The sequence below is a fragment of the Spirosoma sp. 48-14 genome, assembly GCF_001898575.1.
Taxonomy (GTDB): Bacteria; Bacteroidota; Bacteroidia; order Cytophagales; family Spirosomataceae; genus Spirosoma.
Genome location: NZ_MKUD01000072.1, coordinates 119173 through 141544, shown reverse-complemented (window position 1 = coordinate 141544; position 22372 = coordinate 119173). Strand labels below are relative to the sequence as shown.

At 49.4% G+C, this 22372-nt stretch carries 18 protein-coding genes; 9 read left to right on the top strand and 9 right to left on the bottom strand.

Annotated features, from left to right (window positions below; genetic code table 11):
• The first annotated feature begins 88 nt into the window (after nt 1-88).
• The 6 genes from BGO59_RS30835 (at nt 89) to BGO59_RS30810 (ending at nt 7008) form a co-directional block, all read left to right on the top strand.
• Nucleotides 89-937: a hypothetical protein gene (locus BGO59_RS30835; protein WP_293690672.1), complete on the top strand. Its 849-nt coding sequence runs from the start codon at nt 89-91 to the stop codon at nt 935-937.
• Between the two features lie 113 nt (nt 938-1050).
• On the top strand, nt 1051-1899 hold the full coding sequence (locus BGO59_RS30830; protein ID WP_293690670.1) for a hypothetical protein: 849 nt from the start codon (nt 1051-1053) through the stop codon (nt 1897-1899).
• 44 nt (nt 1900-1943) lie between these two features.
• Nucleotides 1944-2996: a hypothetical protein gene (locus BGO59_RS30825; protein ID WP_293690668.1), complete on the top strand. Its 1053-nt coding sequence runs from the start codon at nt 1944-1946 to the stop codon at nt 2994-2996.
• 116 nt (nt 2997-3112) lie between these two features.
• Nucleotides 3113-4204: a hypothetical protein gene (locus BGO59_RS30820; RefSeq protein WP_293690666.1), complete on the top strand. Its 1092-nt coding sequence runs from the start codon at nt 3113-3115 to the stop codon at nt 4202-4204.
• Complete coding sequence (gene lnt / locus BGO59_RS30815) at nt 4201-5850, top strand: apolipoprotein N-acyltransferase (RefSeq protein WP_293690664.1); 1650 nt, start codon at nt 4201-4203, stop codon at nt 5848-5850. Before BGO59_RS30820 ends, lnt begins: the two co-directional genes overlap by 4 nt.
• Before the next feature lie 33 nt (nt 5851-5883).
• Entirely contained in the window at nt 5884-7008 is a 1125-nt protein-coding gene (locus BGO59_RS30810; protein ID WP_293690662.1) for a hypothetical protein, read from the top strand.
• 2 nt (nt 7009-7010) lie between these two features.
• Here BGO59_RS30810 and BGO59_RS30805 read toward each other — a convergent pair whose 3' ends face one another.
• The 4 genes from BGO59_RS30805 to BGO59_RS30790 form a co-directional block, all read right to left on the bottom strand.
• Entirely contained in the window at nt 7011-7931 is a 921-nt protein-coding gene (locus BGO59_RS30805) for a pirin family protein (protein WP_293690660.1), read from the bottom strand.
• 63 nt (nt 7932-7994) lie between these two features.
• Complete coding sequence (locus tag BGO59_RS30800) at nt 7995-9017, bottom strand: Gfo/Idh/MocA family oxidoreductase (RefSeq protein ID WP_293690658.1); 1023 nt, start codon at nt 9015-9017, stop codon at nt 7995-7997.
• Nucleotides 9018-9084: 67 nt separating this feature from the next.
• Complete coding sequence (locus BGO59_RS30795; RefSeq protein WP_293690656.1) at nt 9085-9966, bottom strand: alpha/beta hydrolase-fold protein; 882 nt, start codon at nt 9964-9966, stop codon at nt 9085-9087.
• A gap of 72 nt (nt 9967-10038) precedes the next feature.
• Entirely contained in the window at nt 10039-11532 is a 1494-nt protein-coding gene (locus BGO59_RS30790; RefSeq protein WP_293690654.1) for a choice-of-anchor Q domain-containing protein, read from the bottom strand.
• A gap of 158 nt (nt 11533-11690) precedes the next feature.
• Between BGO59_RS30790 and BGO59_RS30785 the strand changes: the two genes are divergently transcribed.
• Complete coding sequence (locus BGO59_RS30785; protein WP_293690652.1) at nt 11691-12224, top strand: dCMP deaminase family protein; 534 nt, start codon at nt 11691-11693, stop codon at nt 12222-12224.
• Nucleotides 12221-12826 (top strand): ACP phosphodiesterase, encoded by a 606-nt coding sequence (locus BGO59_RS30780; RefSeq protein ID WP_293690650.1) that lies wholly within the window; start codon nt 12221-12223, stop codon nt 12824-12826. The genes BGO59_RS30785 and BGO59_RS30780 overlap by 4 nt, the downstream gene beginning before the upstream one ends.
• Nucleotides 12827-12856: 30 nt before the next feature.
• On the opposite strand, the gene BGO59_RS30775 is transcribed toward BGO59_RS30780, so the two are convergent.
• Nucleotides 12857-17140: a T9SS type A sorting domain-containing protein gene (locus BGO59_RS30775; RefSeq protein ID WP_293690648.1), complete on the bottom strand. Its 4284-nt coding sequence runs from the start codon at nt 17138-17140 to the stop codon at nt 12857-12859.
• A 141-nt stretch (nt 17141-17281) separates the two neighbouring features.
• Between BGO59_RS30775 and BGO59_RS30770 the strand changes: the two genes are divergently transcribed.
• Nucleotides 17282-17749: a rhodanese-like domain-containing protein gene (locus BGO59_RS30770; protein ID WP_293690646.1), complete on the top strand. Its 468-nt coding sequence runs from the start codon at nt 17282-17284 to the stop codon at nt 17747-17749.
• A gap of 83 nt (nt 17750-17832) precedes the next feature.
• Here the strand turns inward: BGO59_RS30770 and BGO59_RS30765 are convergent, their stop codons facing one another.
• Genes BGO59_RS30765 through BGO59_RS30750 form a run of 4 tightly spaced genes read right to left on the bottom strand, consistent with a single transcriptional unit; the run spans nt 17833 to nt 22309 of the window.
• Nucleotides 17833-19179, bottom strand: a complete 1347-nt coding sequence (locus BGO59_RS30765; RefSeq protein ID WP_293690644.1) for an APC family permease — start codon at nt 19177-19179, stop codon at nt 17833-17835.
• 5 nt (nt 19180-19184) lie between these two features.
• The gene (locus BGO59_RS30760) at nt 19185-20132 is read right to left on the bottom strand and encodes a DUF3445 domain-containing protein (RefSeq protein WP_293690642.1); all 948 of its coding nucleotides are present in this window, start codon (nt 20130-20132) and stop codon (nt 19185-19187) included.
• Nucleotides 20133-20144: 12 nt separating this feature from the next.
• Complete coding sequence (locus tag BGO59_RS30755; RefSeq protein WP_293690641.1) at nt 20145-21212, bottom strand: dipeptide epimerase; 1068 nt, start codon at nt 21210-21212, stop codon at nt 20145-20147.
• Between the two features lie 53 nt (nt 21213-21265).
• Nucleotides 21266-22309 (bottom strand): DUF1611 domain-containing protein, encoded by a 1044-nt coding sequence (locus tag BGO59_RS30750; protein ID WP_293690639.1) that lies wholly within the window; start codon nt 22307-22309, stop codon nt 21266-21268.
• Nucleotides 22310-22372: the final 63 nt, after the last annotated feature.

Below are 22372 nucleotides of genomic sequence, written 5' to 3'. Positions count from 1 at the left end.
TGCAAATACCGCGTCCTAATCAGTTTTTTATAGGTTTGCCTCATTCCTATTGACTTACTATACAAAACGGGAAAACCTATATATAACAATGAAATTTATTGCTACAAGTTTACTGGTACTTCTGATTAGCCTGCTATCCTGCCAAACCAAAAACGACCCGGATCCTGCCAATGCATCGACCAATCCAGACGACTGTCTTCTGACGAAAATCACGTATTCTGCCACCAGCTATGATATCCCAACGTTCGATTCCCGTGGTTTGGTTACGTCCATACAGTCGTACGAGAATGGAGCCAAAACGTCGCTGTACACCAACGTGTATGACGCCGATGGAAAAATAACCAGCCAAAGCCTGAACGGGCTTAACGTCCGTTATGTGTATTCGGGAACTACACTTACCAAAATTCAGCTTCTTGACCCTACCGCGCAGTCTGTCCTGGGGGAGTATGCGGTTACGTTTGATGCATCGGGCCGGATCAGCAACTTGAAAGTACAGAATACAGTGTCTGCGTACAGCGGTTTTGAAGGACTCAATTCAACGTTTACCTACGACAGCCAAAACAACTGCACGAACATCGACCTGAAAGATGACCAGGGCCGGGTGCTATACCGAACGGTGTACAGCAATTTTGTAGCTGTACGTTCACATATCACCAAATTCAAAAACCAGTACATCAATCCATATACGTCAACGGTGTTGGAAAACCTGCAGTTTGCCGGTCCATACAAGCAGCCCAACACATCGTCTAATCACGTCGAATTGTATTCTGCCTTTGATGTGAATAACAATTACACAGGTACCCTGGCTAAAATATACGATTACACGTACCAGCGGACGGCCAATCAGAGCGGAATGATGGCCAAACGGACGTATACAACGACAGGTTTGACCAATGAATCTGGAACGACTACTTACGAATACAGCGGTTGCCAATAGTTATCCTATCTGGTAGACACTTGTCTGCCAGATAATTTTTTAGCACAAAACTGCCTTATAGTCGTCTGGCCTGCCTTATTTCTACTCCACAATCAGATACACATTCAACTAAAATGAAATTGATGTCTTTGCCTCTACTGGCACTGTTGATGAGTCTACTAACTTATCAACCTCAGACTAAGCTCCATTCTGCCGTTTCACCGATTAATCCCGATGAGTGTGTGCTTACTAAAATCGTGTATTCCAGCACGAGCTATGATGTGCCCACCTATGATTCCCGCGGCCTGATTACCTCCGTCCAATCCTATTCGAATGGAACGCAAACGGGGCAGTATATTTATGTTTTTGATGCTGATGGCAAGATCATCAGCCAGAACCTGAAAGGGCTCAACTTTCGCTACGTTTATGAAGGAAAGACACTCACTACAATTCAACTGCTGGAGCCGAAATCACAGTCGGTACTAGGTGAATATGGGGTTACGTTCGACCCATCGGGCCGGATCGGTAAACTAAATGTGCAGAATACGGCGGGTATGTACCGCGCCTATGAGGGGTATAGTTCAACGTTCACCTACGACAGCCAGGATAACTGCACCAGTGTTGACCTCAAAGACAACCAGGGCCGCCTGATGAGCCGGACGGTTTGCAGCGATTTTGTGCCCATCCGCTCGTTCGCTACCAAATTTAAAAATCACTATATCAGTCCCTTTACTTCGTCGGTGACGGAAAATCTACAATTTCCCTTACCCTACAGGCAGCCAAATACCTGCCCCAATCATGTCGAAATCTTTTCGGGGATCAGCCGCACAGGTACTTTTTCGGATTCACTGACCAAAACGACGGACTATACGTATCAGCGAACAGCGAATCAGAGCGGAATGATGACCAAACGAATGTACACGACGACCGGCATGAGCAATGGTTCCGGATCAACCACCTATGAATACAGCGGTTGCCAATAGCCATTCTACTTCTTTAAACCTACTGTCTATTAGCAGCCTTAGCTATGCCCAACTTTCTCCTTCCTTTTCTCCTCACATTTGCTGTTGTCATTGACGTAATTGCAAGTAATCCAGAATGTGCAAGAGCTGGTGGCTCTGGCCGAATTAGTCAGGCTTATAATCTGTTCCCTAACTGGCGAAATCGCCTGGAGGGAGCAACGCTGCTGGCCAGTTCACGAACCAATCTGGCCAATGATCTGGCCTTTGCCAACATCATCTCCAACACCGAAGACCGATGGCGAAACAAACTGGGCGCAGCAGCAGCCATTCAACTCTCGACCACCGATTTTAACACCTTCGCCCAGCCAGGCAACACCCTGCTTACCTACAGCGGCTCAAATCCGGAAAGTACCCTGACCATGGTCATCGGACAGGCCGATCTGACCAATGCCCAGACCTGGACCCTGCCCGCCGATCTGACCTACCAGCTCGATCAGGTCAGCCGACGTGATTTTATTGCTCCCACCACCATCCCCGCCAATCTGCGTATTAGTGGGGTAACCAACGCTACCAAATACGTGGCTGACAACCGGGCCAATATCGGCTATCGCCAGTACCAGATCAGCGGGTCGGCCGTCAACTTCCTGGGCTATTCGGTAGACCGCAAGGTGGGTAGCGATTATGAATCAGCGTCCTCCGGTTCAATCATGACCCAGCTTCCCGCTCAGCTTAGTGACAACTTTATCAGCACAACGCTATCAGATAATCCGGATGATGAACTGCAGACCATCCAGGCGGATACGGTAACCTTCGATGGATTCGGTACGCTGAAGACACCCACCGGCTCGTTTCAGGCTCTGCGTTATACGATCCGATCAGGCCTGCACACCTACGATACCTCGGGGGGTGATCCCCCTTCGGACGATAATCTGATCGATACCGAAACCGATCAGAAGGTAGGCTGGGTGACAAAAGAAGGGTATTGGTTCGTTGCCAATTATGCCAATTACAACCCCTCAAAGAAAAGTGCGGAGCTAAGCCAGATATCCTATTCAGCTATTGTGACCACTCGCAGTCTTTCACCTACGTTCAGTAACAGTTGCAATTGTATCCGATGACTGATACCATTACTGCCACGCTCAGGACATACATACTGACTAGCTGTTGACTTCACTGCCTTCAATTGCACCGATACCACTTTTTTCAACGTACTGCTTCGTTAGATAACATAACCATGCGCTCCGTTCACCTTCCCTTACTCCTCACACTGGCCATTTGCCACTTGGCACAATCAAGCACACCTCCCTGTAATCCGCCAGTGGATTCCGGAGGAAACCGATATGCGACTGGTACGCATAACCCCTTCAGGAAAAATAGTCCAGGCTTTGACTTACTCAATCAGGGGCAAGGCCACCAGGAGGGGGCAACACTGGTAGCTAGCGCACGAACGAATCTGTCGAATGATCTGGCCTTTGCCAACATTGTTTCTGGCACTGAGGCTCGTTGGCGGGCTAAACTCGGAGCTGCCGGTGCTATTCAGTTGACAGCCAATGATTTCAATACATTTGCTCAGCCTGGCAACACCCTGTTGACGTATGGGGGATCAAGCCTGGAAAGTACGCTGAACATGGTCATTGGTAAGGCTGATCTAGTCAATGCACAAACCTGGACGCTGCCAGCCGATCTAACTTATCAACTTGACCGGGTGAGTCGGCGCGATTTCGTCTCACCAACCACCATTCCTGCCAATCTGCGGCTAAATGGCGTAACGAATGCCACCAAGTACATTGCCGAAAACCGGGCTAATATCGGGTATCGCCAGTACCAGATAGCTGGATCAGCTGTGAATTTCCTGGGTTATTCGGTTGACAGGAAGGTGGGCACTGACTTTGAGGCCAGTTCTGCCGGGTCGATTATGACTAAGTTACCCGCTCAGTTGGGGGATACCTTTACGAATACTATAGTTTACGACGATCCAGACGATGAACTGCAAACGATTCAATCGGACACCCTGGCATTTGATGGGTTCGGCACATTAACGACACCCAACGGCTCGTTTCAGGCTCTACGCTATACCGTTCGGTCCGGTACGCGCACCTACGACACATCGGGAGGAGCTACTCTTTCAGACGATAACCTGATCGACATAGAGACTGACCAACAGATTGGCTGGGTGACTAAAGAAGGGTATTGGTTCGTCGCTAATTATGCCAATTACAATGCCTCGACCAAAAGCGCGGAACTGAGTCAGATCGCCTATTCGGCTATTGTGACCACCCGCAGTCTTTCGCCCTCGTTCAGCAACAGTTGCAATTGTTCCCGATGAACCGACTCAAGCATTTACCGGCCTGGCTCATCTCAGGCGTTTTGTACGGATTAGCCTGGCCCAACTTCGCCTTCGAAACGGGTTGGCTGGCCTGGTTTGCCCTGGTGCCAGTCCTGTTGCGGCTGCGTTCCGTACAGACGTTTGGCGAGCACGTACGGGTTACGCTGCCGTTGTTCGTGGTGATCCCCCCCTTGGTTTGCTGGTGGCTCAGTTATGTATCAATCTGGGCCGTGCTGACGGTTATCCTGACCCAAAGTTTGTTTTTGTGGATTCCTCTGGCCCTTCATTTCCCTTTTCAGCAGCGCTTTGGCTGGCGCAAGGCTTTGTGGTTATTGCCCCTGTCCTGGACTGTGTGGGAATGGGCCTGGTTGGCTATCGGCGATATTAATCTGGCCGTCGGGAATCCGCTATACACACAGGCCCGTCTACTGGTTCTCAACCAGTTTGTCGACCTGACCGGACAGTGGGGGGTGCTGGCCTGGCTAATCGGAATGAATGTACTGCTAGCCCGGATCGTTGATCGGAACCCCGACGTATCGCAACGACTACTAATTCGGCGGGTAGCATTGGGGGCAGGCGCCTGGCTGGCCGTACCTGTCGTGTACAGTGCCCTGGTGGCCTGGCAGCCCTCACTGGTTATCGATAAACACCCCAGTACAGTACGTGTTGGTCTGGTACAAACGAACGAGGACCCCTACGCTCCCCTTAAGCCAGTCCATTACCAGCAAAAAGTGCAGCGACTTCTCCGACTAGGAACCAGGGTTGTCGAACAACAACCTGATCTGGTAGTCGCTCCAGAAGGTGCTTTTCCGTTGCCCCTGCTACGGGATTCTGTTTTGTTTGCGGGAATGCGCCAGTATGTTGCCTACTACAACGTGCCGTTTGCGACAGGGCTGGTAACCCCGGTAGACAGCAACCACTATTACAACGAAGCATTCGTTTTCACTCCCGAACTTAGCCGGGTATACACCCCGCTGCATCTCACACCGACTGATCTGAAAGTTTACCGGAAGCAGAAAAGTCTGGTTTTTGGCGAGCGTTTGCCAACTCTTTTGCAATGGGCTAGCCCCTGGCTTTGGCGAGGCAAATCGTCCATTCAGCTTGGGGATACACCGTTTGTTTTTCAGTTTCACGACCGTAAGCAAAATACGCGTCGGGTAGCCATGGCCATTTGTTGGGAACAGCTATACCCATCGACTATTGCAGGGCTGGTCAGGGCCGGAACTGATAGCGACCAGTCGGTGTCGAGCCGTTCCGGCCTGAGCGAGTTTCTGATTTTTATGATGAACGATGGGTGGTTTTACGATAGTCCGGGGCCTCGTATGTTATTGGCGTTTACGCAGTTGCGGGCCATCGAAAATCGGCGGAGCATTGCCCGTTGCTCCAATCAGGGCTATTCGGGCTATGTTGACCCTTTTGGGCGGGTTGTTTCTGTAATGCCTCGCCAGCAGGAAGCAACCGGTACCGTCACCCTACAGACGAATACGAAACTGACGCTTTTTACGAAATACCCCAACTGGTTTCCGCTGGCTTGTGGGCTGGCTCTGTTTCTTTTCCTATTGTTGGCTGGTAAGCGAAACCCGACTGATGCTGTGCAGGGCCAACCATCGCGAAAGCGGTCAGAAACAACTATTCCTTCCAATTAATCGAATGACTACCAATTGAAACGCATCAAAATCATGAAGTCTTATCTCTACGTTTTCCTGGCAACTTGTTTCTTCACAGGCTCTGTCTGCGCCCAAACCACTGTCATTCTGAATTCTCCGGTGCAGAGCGGTTCGGCGACCGGATCCTTCAATACGGTAGTCGGTGCCGGTAATGCCGGGGCCGCTCTTTCGCTTAGTGCTACCAACAACACCTTTGTTGGCTATGATGCCGGCTCCGGTACTGTGTCAGGATCGGCCAATACATTTGTAGGCTCGGCAGCCGGGTTTGTGGCCAGCGGGGGCAACCAGAATACATTTGTGGGTACTGCTTCGGGTTATGCTAGTCTAACAGCCTCGGCAAACACCTTTGTCGGTAATCAGGCTGGGTTTGGTACGACATCGGATGGCAACACCTTTATTGGGTCATGCGCCGGGTTAGCCAATACGTCGGGTTTGAACAATGTATTTGTTGGAGCCTGTACAGGAGGAGGTAATCAGACGGGGAGTAACAATACCATCGTAGGCCGTGGGGCTGGTCCAGCATCATTCAACACCGATAATAATGTGTTTCTGGGCTACAACACAGGGCGCAACGACCAGGGCCGGGGAAATACGTTTTTAGGTACCGAAGCTGATGTACTGGCTGGTAACATGCCTTTATACAATGCCACGGCTATTGGGTACGGAGCACGGGTAGGTGTCAGTAATGCACTTGTGCTGGGCAATGGGGCCAACGTAGGTGTAGGAACCTCTACACCAACAGCTCGCCTACATGTAGTCGGTGAGAAAACCGGGGAGTCGGGGCTACGACTGGAGACCCTTACCGATCAAGACAAGCCCGTTGTATCAACTAATAACTTTCTAACCGTCAATGCGTTGGGCGAGGTGGTATTAGGTCGCCCCCGTCTACAAATTGACTCCCCGAATCAGTGGGCCGACCGCGTCTTTAAACGTAATTACCGGCTTCGGTCACTGGCTCAGACCGAGCGATTTATTCACCAGCATGGTCATTTGCCCGATGTGCCCAGTGCCGAAACCGTTCAGAAAGAAGGGGTTGATCTGGTACAGATGAATGCCATTCTGCTTCAGAAAGTAGAAGAACTTACCCTACACGTCATTCGGCTGGAAAAACGATTGAAACAACGGAGTAAACGGTGAGCTTATGATAACGGCTGAGGAGGGGGCGTTCCTGAGCCTGCCGGTTTGGACTGATCGTACGGAAGTGGAATAAATACGGTATTGTCGTTGGGAGGCAAAGCAATTCGGCCAGCTTCCCAATCGGCTTTAGCCTGTTCAATCCGCTCTTTCCGGGATGAAACAAAGTTCCACCAGATAAACCGTTCGCCCAGCGGTTCGCCCCCCAACAGCATGATCGTAGCGGGTTCGATAGCCGTGATCACTGGATCGATGCCCCGCGTAAATACCAGCAATTGACCTGCTCCGTACCGATGTCCATTCACTTCTACTGTGCCTTTGGCTATGTAAGCCCCGCGCTCCGGATAACCGACAGGTAAGCCAAAGGGTGTACCGGGCTGTAAAACGACATGGGCATAAAATAAGGGCGAATGGGTAGTAACGTGGTTAGTCAGCCCAAAGGCATTACCGGCAATCAATCGCAACCAAACGCCTGTATCCGTGACAATAGGTAGTTCATGAGGCTGGTAATTTTCGAAGCTTGGAATATCCTCTTCGTGGGCATCGGGTAAGGCAACCCACGTCTGAATCATTTCCAGTCGCCCACCCGCCAAGGTTACCGGATCTTCAAAACGCTCCGAATGGGCAATTCCTCGTCCGGCTGTCATCCAGTTTACTTCGCCAGGCCGGATGATCTGTTCGACACCCAGACTATCTCTGTGGGTAACCTGCCCATCGAACAGATAACTCACGGTAGACAGGCCAATGTGTGGATGAGGAAGTACATCCATGCTGGGAGCCTGCTCTGCCGTAAAACTGACCGGTCCTCCATGATCCATAAAAATAAACGGCCCCAGCATCCGTCGAAGTCGGTAGGGGAGTATACGCCGGACATTAAATCCATTGCCAAGTGAGGCCGGGCGTGCATCAATAATCAGATCTAACATATGGAGAGACTAAGGGCAAAATAAAGGTTGAGTCTGATCAATGAGCAGGGGCTCCTCACCGGTTTACCGCTCTGCCGACTGATAAATTCGTTCAACGATTTCCTGTAAAATAGCACCCTGTTCAGCCGTGCAGACGTTGGACGGTTTTTCGGCACAGGCATCCAGAAACGCTTTGGTATTCTGGAGTTGAATGTCTATCTCCTCCAGAAATGGGAAACGTACATCGGCCAGTTCACCAGCCAGTTCGGTATGCAGCGAAAATGGAAACAGTTTTGCGCCACCTTTGGAGCCAAATACTTCCAGGTTTCGTTCTTTTTCGGCTTCCATGTTCAGTGCGAATGAAGCCGTTAGCATAATGGAAGCTTTGTTCGGGAATGTCAGATAGGCTGTAGCAGCATCTTCGACCTCGAACGTATCGGGGTTCCACTGGCCCAACAAGCCTTTGCCGCCAGCTTTACCAATAAAATCGTACGTATTCCCGACAACCTGGTTGGGCGAAGGGTACCCCAGTGCATAAAGGGCCAGATCGAGAACATGAACGCCCAGATCAATCAGAGCACCACCGCCCTGCATGGCTTTATTGGTAAAATAACCCCAGCCCGGAATGCCCCGACGACGGACAAAGGACGCTTTGATATGATAAACATCGCCCAGTAAGCCATCCGTTTTACAACGCATCAGTTGCGCATACTCACCTGCCTGCCGAAGCTGGAAATTATAAGCCAGTACTCGTCCTTTTTTTTGCGCGAGATCGGCCATTTCCCGAGCATTCTGTGCGTTCAACGCGGGTGGTTTTTCGCAAAAAACGTGGCATCCGTGTTCCAGAGCCTCTATCGTTTGTGGATGATGGAGGTAATTGGGAGTACAGATAACGACCACATCGGGAGCGCACTGCCTATACAGTTCAGCCGTATCGTTGAAGGCATACGGGATGTTGTGGGAGTCGGCTAGTGCGCGGGCTTTGGCCAGATCGCGGCTGCAAACGGCTACCAGATCGACCTGGTCGGATAAGTGTTTAAGGGCTGGGATATGATTCTTGTCGGCTATATTGCCTCCGCCAATGATGGCTGTTTTCAGTCTGGTCATGCCGTAAAGAACGCAAAAAATAGCTTCCTGAGATGCGTTAGTGAGCTACTGAGAACAAAGTAAAAAATTATTTGTCAGAAGCAGGAGGGTATAAGAGTCGGAAGGCATTAAAAATAGCTTGGTGGGTAATGGTGGCGTGGTTTTCCTGCGGTAGATAGTCGAAATACACGCGTATATTTTTGTTTTTAATTGCGGTTAATTTTTCCGCCAGTAGATTAGCATCTACTTCCATAACGTGCGGTATATCGCTGGGGCCGAGGCCCTCTTTCCCAACACCAATATAAATAGCCAATGGCTTCGTCAAATGGGCTTGTAGTACATCCGTTTTTTGCTCGAGTAAAGACCCATTATCCCACCAAAGGCTCGGGCTGATGATGATGTACTGTGTAAATAAGTAGGGTTTTTTCGTTACTATTTCAGTGGCCAGCAGTCCACCAAGCGACTGACCGATCAAGGTTTTAGCCTCGGTCGTTTTATAGGTTTTGTTGATGTACGGCTGTAACTCAGTTTCCAGAAATGCGATAAATTTCGCCGATTGCCCGGCTGTTTTATACCGTTGTCTGTCTTTCTCCTGCGTGGTTGGGTACGTAAAATCTCGCCGTCGGTCTGTATTGGCAATGCCTACAACGATGGTTTTGGGAATGCGGTTGATCCAGGGAAAGGTATTGAACTGGACAAGTCCAACGACATGGATAAAATCTTCGTCGGCCGAACCATCGAGCAGGTAAATAACCGGGTAGCGGATGGTATCGTTGGGGTTGTAGCCTTCAGGCAGGTAAATATTCAGCGTTCGCTTTTCGGCTAACTGTGTCGACTGAATTTCCTGAATAACGCCCAGCACAAACGGTTTTGTTGGCCCCGAGTGATCGGGCTTGCTGGCTTGGCCAAAGGAGCTTCCAAGCAAGACGAGCAGTAAAGTAACGGTTTGTGCAATTCGAGCTGTTATCATTTCATAAACAGGGGATAGGTAAATCATGCCCTAATAATACGATGTTTATGGAAAAGCGTAGGCTACCCGACATCAACGTATACGGCTTATGATAAACGGTGGGCATATAGAACAGTCGATAAATTCATAGGCGCCCATATCGACCCGATTGCCCTGTACTCGTGGATTCCCTGCGATGTCGGTAGGCAACAAGTCAGTTATGTCAGGGCTACCAGCGTTTATAGCCGGGCTAGAAGGTTGTAATCTGAAGTTGCCATTGGCAGGATCGACAAAAAGTGGGTCAGAATTAAGGTTGCCAATGCCTGAGTAACCGTTTTGAATAAGGGAATAGGTGGCTGACAGAATACTGGAAAACGAATCTGGTGCTGAATTCTCCCAAATTATGCAGTTCATTAGGGTTGTTATAGTAGCATGATTTCCTAAGAATGGTTGTCTGATTCTATCGTAGAATACTCCCCCGGAAACATTGGCACTATTTCTAGAAAAAATACAATTGATAAATTTCTGGTATGTTGTTTTAGTGCTGGGAGCACTAAAAACAGCCCCGCCATATGGAGCTATATTATTTATAAAGATGCAGTTTTTGAAAACAACTTTTGACTCAGAGTTGTCAACAGCACCTCCCCCGAATGTATATTGTGCGGATAGAACAGAATTGCTGTTAAAAACACAATTCTCCAATAGACATTGGCCATAACCCGACGTTATAGCACCACCGGAAAATTGTGCTTTATTTGAAAAAAAATTACATTTTCGAATAGTCAAAGAATTAAGCGGTGAGTCAGTCACATATCGGTTTGATATAGCTCCTGACTCATTTAAGCCTTCGTTGGCGATAAAATCGCTGTTTTCAAGTAAAGATGTAATAGTGCCGCCAAGTGTTTGAGGAGTGTAAGCTCCCCCAAAACCAGCAATATTATTGCTAAAATGGCAATTCTTGATTGTGACGTTACAGTGACTATTCGCATGAGTGATTACCGCAATAGCCCCTCCACCAGTTAGACTCCCATTAATTGTATTATTGATAAATCGACAACTAGTAACAGAAACTGAAAGAGTATCACTTGTAATATCAATTAGTATTCCTGCTCCTGAACTCTCCAAATCAGAGGAATATCTAATTTGGCCGCCCTGGATAGTCAAACTGTTAAGGGAAATTGTCTGCCTGGCATTGAACAATGTAATCACATGCATACTGTTATCGCCTGGATATTCTATATTGCCAATATCACCCGAAAATACAGTCTCATTACTTCCAAAAATTCGTTGTTCTAATGCCGTTTCTGTTCCGGCAAATCCACCGTAAACTGACACGCCGGAGGCAATGCTGAACGAGGCTGTTCGGTTGGTTGTGGTGGTCGGTTTGTAGGTGCCCGCAGCTATCCAGAACTGAGTTCCTGAGTCGGCAGTGGCGACCCGGTTTGGTAGTTGAACACCGGAAAGTGCATTGCTCCAGGTGTTACCCGAATGGTCTCCAGCACCCGTAGGCGTCACGTAAACGATGGATTGGGAAAAAGCAGAAATGGCGAGGAAATAACCCCAAAAAATCAGGGAGATATGTTTCATGAAGGGTAGTTTGGGCGATAGATCAGCGTCTGTATCTGCAGCAAAAATCATGCCTTCCGATAGAGAATTGCTATATCAGTTACATAGGCCCAGTCGAAAAATGGCCATCTGTAGGTCTGTTGCTGTTATTTGGCGGATCGATGCCGTATCTTTACCGGATGCAACCACCAATTGACACCGCTATTTTGCATGCCAAACTAAAATCGGCTCGTCCACGCTTCGATGATATTTTTATGGATCTGGCTGTTAACCTGGCGAAACGATCACATTGTATCAAAGCGCAGGTAGGGGCCGTACTCACCCGCGACACCCGAATTATTTCGATTGGCTATAATGGCCCCCCGGCCGGAACTCATAACTGCGATGAGGAATTTCCTGATGTTGGATGTCCCCGCGATTCGAAAGGGTCGTGTTCCCTGGCGCTTCATGCTGAGCAGAATGCCATTTTATACGCGGCTAAAAACGGTTCCGAAATTGAAGGGGCAACCATTTATGTAACATTGTCGCCCTGTATTGCCTGTGCCCGGATTATTTATAGTATGAAAATCGCGCGGGTGGTATACCTGAACTCGTATGCTGCCTATAAAGGGATCGGGTCCGACGAAGGCGTTGATTTTCTGCGTCGGTTTGGGGTAACGGTCGAGCGTTATGTGTCGGGTGAATCGACGGCGGTAGTGCCTGACTTGCCATGAACCTACTGGCACATGCATATCTGTCGGGGCGTCATCCAGAGTTGATTATTGGGAATTTTAGTGGCGATTTTATTAAAGGTGACCCCGAAAATCCGCGCCATCAGCTAACACCGGGCGAGATTGCCGGAGTACGTCTTCATCGGGCTATCGACACGTTTACCGATGAGCATCCGGCCGTGGCGGCTGTTCGGGATTTACTGCACCCACGCTGTCATAAATATGCTGGGGCGGCTGTCGATATTTTCTTCGACCACTTTTTGGCTGCTAACTTTTTAACCCTGACGGGTGAACCTCTATCGGGCTTTGTGGCCTATTTCTACCAGACCATCCAAATGCATACAAATCGATTGCCAGCCCCCGTCGCTCGGATGGCCGAGTATATGATTCGGCAGGACTGGCTGATGAGCTACCAGTTTCTGGAAGGAATCGATCGGTCGTTAAAGGGCGTGTCTCGCCGAACCGCCTATCCGTCGGGACTGGATACGGCCATTGAGGATTTGGAGCGCTACTACACCGAAATTGGCACCTATTTCGCTGACTTTTGGCCCCAACTGGTACGCCATATTCGTGGGGTTATCCAGGCAATGAACGTGAGTCGATAAGCTAACGAATGGGCTGGTTATGTTAAGCAACTACTGTTTGACGATTCGGTAAGTGGTTTGTTGAGCCATGCGATCACTCTTTATTACCAGTAAATAACTTCCGGCAGGTAGTTGAGTGAGATCGAACTGAGTAACGGTTTGCTTAGACGTTTTCCGCTGGATCAATGCTCCATTCATATCCATTAATTGCATGGACAGGCTACCTGTAATGCCGATGATTTCGACCTGAAGGGTTTCCTGGGCCGGATTTGGTCCCACTCGAATGGACGCCTGAAGGGACTCGGTTGCGGTGATCAGTTCAATATGAGCAACGGAAGGGTCCATTACTTTGCCCACGCCACAACTGTTGGCTACACTGATCAGACGATACACCCCCGGCGTAAGTGGCCGTACCGTAAAAACCGTTGGAGATTGAGCCGTATAGTTGTTGTAAATGTATGTATTGTCCTGTAATTGGTAGTACCAGGGTGGTTCGCCGGTAAAGCGGATTTTTAGGTTAACGGGCTCATTAGGCCGAAAATAGTAGGTAGCCGAATCAAAAGCCGCAGTGGCTCCCTGCAGAATCTGATAAACCTCTGGCGAAGCGCCACTGCTTACATCCTGATCACTGGCTAAAATTCGGATGCGGTACCCTTTTCCGACAGGGGTAGTTAAGGGAATAGTCGCTTTTAATGGACTGGTTGTACCTGACGTCGAAATGGGTTTAAAATTTAAACCGGTCGAATCAGAAAGATAGACAGTCATGATGTTGTTTGCCGAAAAAGTTCCCTTAGCCGTGTAAGGCACTGAAATGACGGTTCCTGAACATAGACGGTCAGTTTGCAGAAGGTCCGTATTGATTGATCGGCTACTGATCGGATTGACGGTTACGGTTACCATTCCCTGACTTTTTCCAGTGCCACAACCATTACTGATAGAGGAAACCAGATATTGAATGGTTTGTGCAGGGCTAACCGCCAGTTTGCTAATTCCATACGTGTTCAGGGTGCCGGTCGTACCATCAGATAAGCGATACGTTATCTGGTCTCCAAAGGTAACCAGATCAAGGCTTTGGAGGGTTAAGTATGTGATTTGACCGGCATTGATGGTCGTATTTCCCAGTAATGTATAATTGGGTGTGCTAATCACCGATACCTGCATTTTAATCGGTGTAACCGTAGGATCAGTTGACGTAAGTCGAAGTTCGTAGGTGCCTGGTCGGACAGTGGCTGGTACAGCAATTGGAAAGGTTCCGGATGCTGTAGATGCGGTAGCCAGATCGAGGCTCGCACCTGCTGAACTGATCAGACTAAACGTCATTCGGTCGTTTGCGGAAAAGTCCCCCATTGTTTTCACGGTAACATTCGTGCTGGCACCAGCACAAACCACTGTCGGGATAACCGATGTGGTCTGTAATTGAGGTTTGACGCGAGTGGTAAAACTGCCACTGGTTGTACCATACCCACAACTATTCGATAGCGTTCGAATGCTAAAGTTTGAGCCTGTAGCTGGCGTAAATTCGTAGCTGGAAGGCGATTGATAGAAGGTAGCCTGTTGATTGTCCGAAAATTGGACCTGCCAGGGAGATGTACCTGTAAAACTAAGACTTGCTATAACGGAATTTCCGGGATTGACTTCGCCTGTTATTGGCGATACTAGTTTTAAGGTAGCACTAGGGGACTGCATTAAAACGAGTGGTAAAACGGCGGTTCGGGCGGTTGAACTCCGATCAATAATGCGTAGGTAATAACTGCCTTCTGGCAAATTTGTGGGCACGGTGGCCACAATTGGCGAGCGGGTACCGGTTGCCCAATCGGTAAAAATAGAATCCCGCTTATTGGCGACCTGGAGCACAAATGTGGTCGTTGTAGAGGTTATTGGATAGGTTGAGAACGGAATACTGATGCTGCTGCCTCCGCATACCTGGTACAGTTGACCATAGGCCCCGCCTTTGGGAATCAGGATGCGGAATGGCATGGGGGTAACCACTACAGGGCGAGGGTTGGCTTGACCAATACCACACTTATTGGCGACTTGTTTTATCCGATAGGTTGTGGTTTTATCCTGCGGAGGAGTAATCACTAATTGATTGCCAGGAACCGGGTAATCGCGCTGTCCATCCGTGATGGTGAGGCTGTAAGGGCCATAATCGAAGCCAGTCCACGCTGTTACGATCGTAACGGGTTGACCGGCCGTAATGGCCGACAATTCAGCCCCGTTCGAGTAGTTTTGATCAATATATGGAACAGATAGTTCGGCATAAGGCTTGATTGATACATGCACGTAAAACTCATTACTATTGACGACGGGTTTGGTAGCTGCTATCCGAACTTTGCTGTCGCCGGATAATTTAACCTTGATTGGACTGCGAAGCCCGCGTCCAACGACTGGCTCGAAACTGCCGCACCCCTCGCACAGAACGGGGTCGCCAGAGTTGACCCGGAATTCGTTGTCAGTCGCAAAATCACCGAAGGTGTGAAAATAAACCAGTATGCTGTCGGAACTACAAATGCCCTGTTGAACAGAATCAATTTCAACCGCCACTGGCAAGGAATTTTTAACGCTTATGGTAAAGTTTCCGGCTGGATTCTGCAAGGTACCGCAGGCATTTTTAACATAATCGACGCTAAATGTTGTTGTTTGCCGCGCATAAAGCGTTGTATAAAGTCCCGTACAGCCAATGCAATCGTTGCGATAGATGCGTCCAGTGGACAACTTTAGCTCATAAGGTGCCCCGCCTGGTTGCTGAATGTAGGGGGACACATTTCCCGGTTTATCAATAGTCTGCGATGAATAGCTGGGGATAAAAATGGAGGGCTTAGCGTTTATGGTCAGGTATTGATTCATCAGGATACCGCCAGTAGTTGATGGGTTAACAGTACGAACTCGTACTGAAAATGCATTGTACGCGCCAAACTCGGTTGAATGTGGAACAACAGGTACCTGAAATGAAAGCAATTTGTTCGATTCCATCTTAGCGGGTGCCGAAGCAACAACCAGATTTCCTCCCTGTTGTAGAATATCAACCCAGAACTCTGTCTCAGCAGTAGGAACCAGATTCATCGAGACACCCAGTTTGGCTGTTGTTCCTTCACAAAGCGGAATACGGTCTGGAATGGAGTCGACCCGAATGCCGGGCCGCACCGTTACCAGTGTGCTGGAAGGGACTATGGTCGATTGGTCGCAACTACTCTGAAAATCAGTAATCTGGTAGTTCGTAGTTGCCAGAGGGATAACGGTTTGACTTGCCCATTCATTGATACTATACAACGATGATCCGTTCGATAAACTGAACGAGTATGGGCCAGGACCGGATGCTTTAACGGCAATGGAATAGGGCTGCCCACAGTCGATTATAGTACTAAGTGATGACATTTCGGCCCGAGACTGCGAAGCCACCTGTACACTCACATTCATTGCATCACTTACGGCCTGTGGACTGGAACTAATCACCTGAACAAAATAGCCACCATAGGGAGCCGCATCAACCGAAGTCGGAATGAGTACTTTTAAGCGACCCTCAACAACTTCAGCCGGAAGCTCATATTGCCTTACCTGAAACTCGGGATACGGTATTGCCTGAGAGGGATTGTAGTTGGTCAGCCGAACCCGAAAGCGGTTGTCTGGGTTTAAAGAGCCCTGTTGGATTGAGTAACTTACGTATAGATAGCTTCCCTGGCAAACTGTGGATGGTGAAGCTGCCACGGTACGGATGGCAATGTCGTTGACAGTAACAACCGCTTTGCCCGTTGTCGGGCCTATCCCACATTCGTTTCGGATAGAGGCTACGGAATAGGTTGTCGATTTGGTCGCAAAGATTGTTCGGGTTTGTTCGAGTGGTTGATAGTAACCAGTGGGAAGTTCCAGGCGGCTGCTGTCACTCATTGTCACGTATAGCGTCCCGGTTCCAGTAGTAATCAACCGCATGGTGAGCGGCTGGTAGGGATTGGCTTGCGAAGGCAATATAGAAGCCAGGGTTATTGAGGCAGGTTTGGAGATTTGAAAAGTAGTCGACCAATCGCTGGCGATATAGGGTAAACTGCTTGTAATACGCAAATTATAACGACGGTCATCGCTGGCAATCAGGGATTCGGGAATCCGCAGGGCGAATTTGCCATTGGATTCTTCCAGCCTGAGGTCAATTAATTGATTGTATTCGGAGCGTAGCTGAGCCGTGAAATAGTTACCTGTCAGAAAATTCCCGGTTGTTGTAAACGAAATGGAGATAGGGGTACTAGTACAAATTCGTGAGGCAGGATTCGTCAGGGAAATGGTTTGAGCACGACATACCGTAAGCAGACTAAACCAGCTAATGATAACCAGTAAAAATTTCATGTGGATAGAGACTAACCGCTATAGAATGGGAGATTGGCAAAAGTACTTCTTTGTCTGACATGTAAAAGAATGGATCCTTATAAATCTAAGCGTTTATCTTTGTTGAGTAAATCCCCTTATGACCCTGCCTTGGGTAACCGTATGAAAAAACAAATATCATTGAGTCGGACAAAGCGTTATTTACCGTTTGTTCTGATCGCAACCCTCATCGTCGTATTGGTCGCTCAGGTTAGCTGGAAGCGGGCAGAACCCTGGCAGCCTGCCCAATTACTGGAACCCGCCGATCTGGCGGCTACCATCAACACGCCAGATGCCAAGCAGCCCTTGATCATCAGTATAGGTCCGGCGGCTACGATTAAAACGTCGGTAGGTGTAGGCCCCGCCGGAGAAGCAGAGAATCTGGCGAAACTGGAAAAGTTATTGAGTAAAGAATCGAAAAACCGGGCAATAGTGATTTACTGTGGCTGTTGCCCGTTCAAAAATTGCCCCAATGTACGTCCGGCCTTTACGAAGCTCAACGAAATGGGTTTCAAGAATCACAAACTGCTTAACATTGCCAAAAACCTTAAAACGGACTGGATCGATAAAGGCTATCCGGTGATTGAGTAGGTATTCGGCTGCGAGTTACGATGGGCGGATACAAGCACTTCTTGCATCCGCCCATCATAACCCGCGTCCCAATACTGAAAACTTCAAATCGCCCGCTTCCTCCAGACCCAGTAGAAGGGGAGTCCGGTAGCAATGAGACCGAGGCCCGTAAATGCCTCGCGTGGTTGGTTAATCAGGGTCATAATGACCAGTAAGGCACAGCAACCACAAAAAAAGGCGGGCACAAATGGATAGCCGATAACCCGATAGGGACGCTCTAGCTGAGGTTGTTGGGTGCGTAAAATGAGTACACCCAGCGCTGTGGCTCCATAAAAAATAAACGAAGCAAAGACGAGCATATCCGTTAACTGATCGAAGCTGCCCGACCATACCATAATCAGTGACCACATAGACTGAAACAGTATGGAAACGGAAGGGGTCTGATAGCGGGGGTGTATCGTGGCGGCTGCTTTAAAGAACAGGCCATCACGCGCCATCGCATAGAAAATACGAGCAGGCATCAGAATGGATGCATTCGTCGAGTTCGAGGTAGTTACCAAAATCAGAACCGAAATAAAGATGGCCCCAAACTGGCCAGCCGCTTCCCGCACGACTTCGACAGCGGCAATTTTACCCGGTGTGCTGGCTAATTGTACCAGCGTTTCGATGGGTAATACGTATACATACACGATATTAAGTAATACGTAAATAGCAACAACGATGCTGGTGCCAACGCTGAGCGCAATGGGCAGATTACGTTGTGGATTTTTGATTTCCTCACCAATATAGCCGATTTGATTCCAGCCTTCGTAGCCCCAGAAAGCACCGAGTGAAGCGACCACCAGTGAACCGAGCAAGCTACCATAGGCTGTCGTATTCGGGCGTGGTATGGCGTGGAGGAGGTTCGATAGACTACCCGACTTTGCCTGAAATCCCAGGATAGCGATAATCACTACCGCTATGAAAATAAGGTAGATAAGAATGCGACTAAGCCCTTCGGCGACGGTAATACCCCGGTAATTGATAACGCTTAAAAATAGGATGAGCAACGTGGCCACGCTTTTAACGGCAAGCTCTACGAATGCGTCAGGAATACTGGTCAGCGAAACAAGGGACTGGCCAAAAATGTGGGCCAGAGCGGCAATGGTAGCCGTTCGCATGACGGTGAAAGCGCCCCAGCCATACAGAAATGCAAATAGCTTCCCATATACTTTTTTGAAATAGACATACTCACCACCCGATTGCGGAAACATACCGGCTATTTCGGCGTACGTTAGGGCGCCCGCCAGACTAACCAAACCTGCTGCAATCCAGCACGCTACGACCAGCAAAGGCGATCCTAATTCGGCCGCCATAGGGGCCACTTTCTTAAAAACACCGGAGCCAATAATTCCGCTGACCACCAGTAAAATGGCCGAGCGCGTGTCGAGTGTTCGTGCGAGATGTTGCATACAAATTAGGATAGTGGATTCACATTGATCGCTCTGGCTTTATCCCTTAAATAATTCAGCAGGGCAGGTAAAAAATGGGTCATACTCTTGTAATCAATCATCGCTGGCGGTGTAGTGCTGAAAACCTGTACCATACGGGCAGCCCGGTTGGGGTCAGCGGCTTCGTCGGCCAGGCGGCTTTGGTACGTATGAATGGTAAACAGAATAACCCCGGATTTGGGCAGTCGGGTCAGGGTTTGCCGTTCAACGCGTAAGTATAGCTGATCGCCGATGGTATCGATGGTCAGTCTGGGCAGGCAGTCGTTCAGTTGTTGTTTTAAGGTAGGTAAATGCCGGGTGCTCCTATCCAACTGATTGCTTACTTTAACGCTCCAGTTGGCCCGCCAGAAGGATTTACCGGCTGGTAGCCGCTGCATAAAGGCTTCGGCCGAACGCATCATCGGTTCAACAATAGGGTTGATTGGCGCGTGAATCTGCCAGAACGGAAGCCCGATTTTTTCGTCCAGGCTCCAGTCGTTGGCAAAGCAGAGCTGACCCGCTACTAATCGCCCTTCGTGACCCGATAGAAGCAATACATCTTCCTGAACCTGACGGCCAACCCAGTCGAGTGGTGCATGCGGAAGGGAGGTGTCATCCCCCTGCCTGAACGTCGTTTCTTCGGCTAATATATGATTGACCCAATGCCACTGGTTGTCCTGCCTGGTTAGCGAAAACTGGGCAGGATAGGTATTCGCCAGCTTATAGAGAAGCCATTCAAGCGCTTCCCATTGGGCCGATTCATAACCAGATAGCGCCTGAAAATAATAGGTGGGTAACTCGGCCAGGAGTTGGCGTTTCAAACCAATTTCTGAGGGATAAAGCGAGTTTATTTCCAGCAATCGGTCGGATTCCGACAAGGGGGTAGTCCCCATTTTATCATTAAATCGCTGACCGAACGGGAAATAAGGAAGCATGGGTAATAGAGTTTACAATTTTGCCAGTCCAAGACCGCTACCACCCGTTGGCCGCATGAATCCGTCTTCGACGATAAAGCCACCCGAAACGACATCTTCGGCCAGATCAAAGCTACCATCAAGGTCGATATACCGGGTGTGTGGGCAGGCAAAGGCTGCGTGTAAGGCCGCTGCGATACTCACCCGACTTTCGTCGTTGCACCCCCAAAATAGTGAAATTCCAGCAGGTTCGGCGATGGTGGCGATGGCCAAAGCCGAACGAATACCCCCACATTTCATCAACTTGATGTTGTAAATACCAAACGGTTGCGGCTGATGGGTGAGCGTCAACGCGGTTTCAGGCCCTTTTAGCGATTCATCAGCGGCTAAGGTCTGGCGTATGGATGCTGGCATGGTTAACAACTCCTGTTCCTGACCAACGGGCAGGGGCTGCTCAATAAGTTCGACAGCAGCCTGAGCCGTTTCCTGGCAAAATTTCTGCAAATCGGCCAGTGAATACCCCTGGTTGGCATCCACGCGGATCGTAAACGGATGAGGGTAGCGTTCCCGTAGTTTCAGAATACGCTCAATGTCCTCATCAACATCGAGCCCTGTTTTTACTTTCAACACCCGGAAGCCTTGCTGATAATAATCGGCTGCTTCGGCGAGTGTATCGGCTACGTTCATAATGCCGATGGTTACCGAGGTTGGCAATGCTTGAATCTTCTGTCCGTAAAATTGTACAATCGGCACATCCAGATATTGTCCGAACGCATCGTGCAGGGCAATATCCAGAGCCGCCAGCGTACCGGGTGCCTTCGGAAACTGATTCTGCGCCTGTTCGATCAGATTTATAAACAGGCGTATGTCTTTGCCGACCATCCCCAAAACCCATTCACCCTGTAAATTGTGGAGCGCCTGCTCCGGCGACTCGCCCACTACATCGGGAGATGGATTGGCTGCACCAATGCCAACAATGCCGTTGTCGAGTTCGATTTCCAGAAATACATTCTCCACATCCGAGGTGGTCTGGTAAGCAATCGTGTACGGCTTGGTCAACGCCAGGTTTTTCAGGTAAGCCCGAACGGATTTGATACGCATGGTAATCGAATTGGCCCCAATACCCGAATAAAATAAATGGTCAGGGGTAGGTTCTACAAAGACTTTATGACAGGGATGATGGCATTGACACCGTCCTGCAAAGGCAGTAAGATTGGAATCCCCAGTCGATTCTGATACTCTTTTTGATACTGATAAGCCTCTTCCTCGGTACAATCCTCGGTATTAAGCGCTACCGCAATCACCGTTGAGTTATAGGCACGAATCAGCGCGATCTCCGACTCGATGGACGGAATTTCGCCCCAGGCAGGATCATGATCGTAATAGATGCGTTTGGGTGCATGAACCAGCACCACATACCGCGCATTGCCCGACACCAGAAACTCGGACCCGCAGGGGCCGCTTGGATTTCGGAGAGCTGCCTGCCCTTCGATCAGTAGCACATTGGCTCCGGTCTCCTGCCAGCAGGAGACCAGGGCATGCTCCAGTTCGCCCGAAACAAAATCATTGAGTGTCGAGTCGAAAACAAACCCGTATTTCCCGCCCTGAAGCCAGCCGGTTTGGCCCGTATAAATCATCTGGGCGTTTAGGCCATGTTGTTCGCAAGCCTCCCGGATTAGTCGGGTAGTGGTTCGCTTACCCAGGGCGCAGTCGGTACCCATAACGGCAATGATGGGAGCTGGTATTTGTCGAACCGCTCCGGTCCAGAAATGAAGTTCGTGTCGGGGTTTGGGGCGTCGTACATCAATGAGTTCAACTCCCTGTTGCTGGGCTAAGGCAACGAGTTCGGGTTTATCGGTCAAAAATTCATGCAGCCCATTGACGATCGACAGTCCCCGTTCAAGGCATTGCCTGATGTCGTTGAGCATAGAAGCGGGTAAAACGCCACCATTGGTCGCAATGGCAACGATGGCATAGGTAACAGGGGAAAGTTGGGTTAAAGCCTCATCGACCGATTCAACTACAGGTATGTTGCGCGGGTGCCCGTCCAGAACGACACCTGCATCCTTTCCGGCCATTGGCGCATCCACTACGCCAGCTACCGTATACCGTTCAGTTCCACGAATCAGGCCGTGCGCGGTCTTGGCATTGGGAGTACTCAGTAATCCATCCGTGAGCAGTATAGCTCGGTTGTTCATACAGAAATTAACAAACTTTTTGAAACCAAATTCTATCAATTGCCAAATATATTGCACGCATGC

Coding starts and splice junctions, on each gene's coding strand:
- BGO59_RS30835 (WP_293690672.1), top strand. CDS start 89: ATGAAATTTATTGCTACAAGTTTACTGGTACTTCTGATTAGCCTGCTA.
- BGO59_RS30830 (WP_293690670.1), top strand. CDS start 1,051: ATGAAATTGATGTCTTTGCCTCTACTGGCACTGTTGATGAGTCTACTA.
- BGO59_RS30825 (WP_293690668.1), top strand. CDS start 1,944: ATGCCCAACTTTCTCCTTCCTTTTCTCCTCACATTTGCTGTTGTCATT.
- BGO59_RS30820 (WP_293690666.1), top strand. CDS start 3,113: ATGCGCTCCGTTCACCTTCCCTTACTCCTCACACTGGCCATTTGCCAC.
- lnt (WP_293690664.1), top strand. CDS start 4,201: ATGAACCGACTCAAGCATTTACCGGCCTGGCTCATCTCAGGCGTTTTG.
- BGO59_RS30810 (WP_293690662.1), top strand. CDS start 5,884: ATGAAGTCTTATCTCTACGTTTTCCTGGCAACTTGTTTCTTCACAGGC.
- BGO59_RS30805 (WP_293690660.1), bottom strand. CDS start 7,931: ATGTTAGATCTGATTATTGATGCACGCCCGGCCTCACTTGGCAATGGA.
- BGO59_RS30800 (WP_293690658.1), bottom strand. CDS start 9,017: ATGACCAGACTGAAAACAGCCATCATTGGCGGAGGCAATATAGCCGAC.
- BGO59_RS30795 (WP_293690656.1), bottom strand. CDS start 9,966: ATGATAACAGCTCGAATTGCACAAACCGTTACTTTACTGCTCGTCTTG.
- BGO59_RS30790 (WP_293690654.1), bottom strand. CDS start 11,532: ATGAAACATATCTCCCTGATTTTTTGGGGTTATTTCCTCGCCATTTCT.
- BGO59_RS30785 (WP_293690652.1), top strand. CDS start 11,691: ATGCAACCACCAATTGACACCGCTATTTTGCATGCCAAACTAAAATCG.
- BGO59_RS30780 (WP_293690650.1), top strand. CDS start 12,221: ATGAACCTACTGGCACATGCATATCTGTCGGGGCGTCATCCAGAGTTG.
- BGO59_RS30775 (WP_293690648.1), bottom strand. CDS start 17,140: ATGAAATTTTTACTGGTTATCATTAGCTGGTTTAGTCTGCTTACGGTA.
- BGO59_RS30770 (WP_293690646.1), top strand. CDS start 17,282: ATGAAAAAACAAATATCATTGAGTCGGACAAAGCGTTATTTACCGTTT.
- BGO59_RS30765 (WP_293690644.1), bottom strand. CDS start 19,179: ATGCAACATCTCGCACGAACACTCGACACGCGCTCGGCCATTTTACTG.
- BGO59_RS30760 (WP_293690642.1), bottom strand. CDS start 20,132: ATGCTTCCTTATTTCCCGTTCGGTCAGCGATTTAATGATAAAATGGGG.
- BGO59_RS30755 (WP_293690641.1), bottom strand. CDS start 21,212: ATGCGTATCAAATCCGTTCGGGCTTACCTGAAAAACCTGGCGTTGACC.
- BGO59_RS30750 (WP_293690639.1), bottom strand. CDS start 22,309: ATGAACAACCGAGCTATACTGCTCACGGATGGATTACTGAGTACTCCC.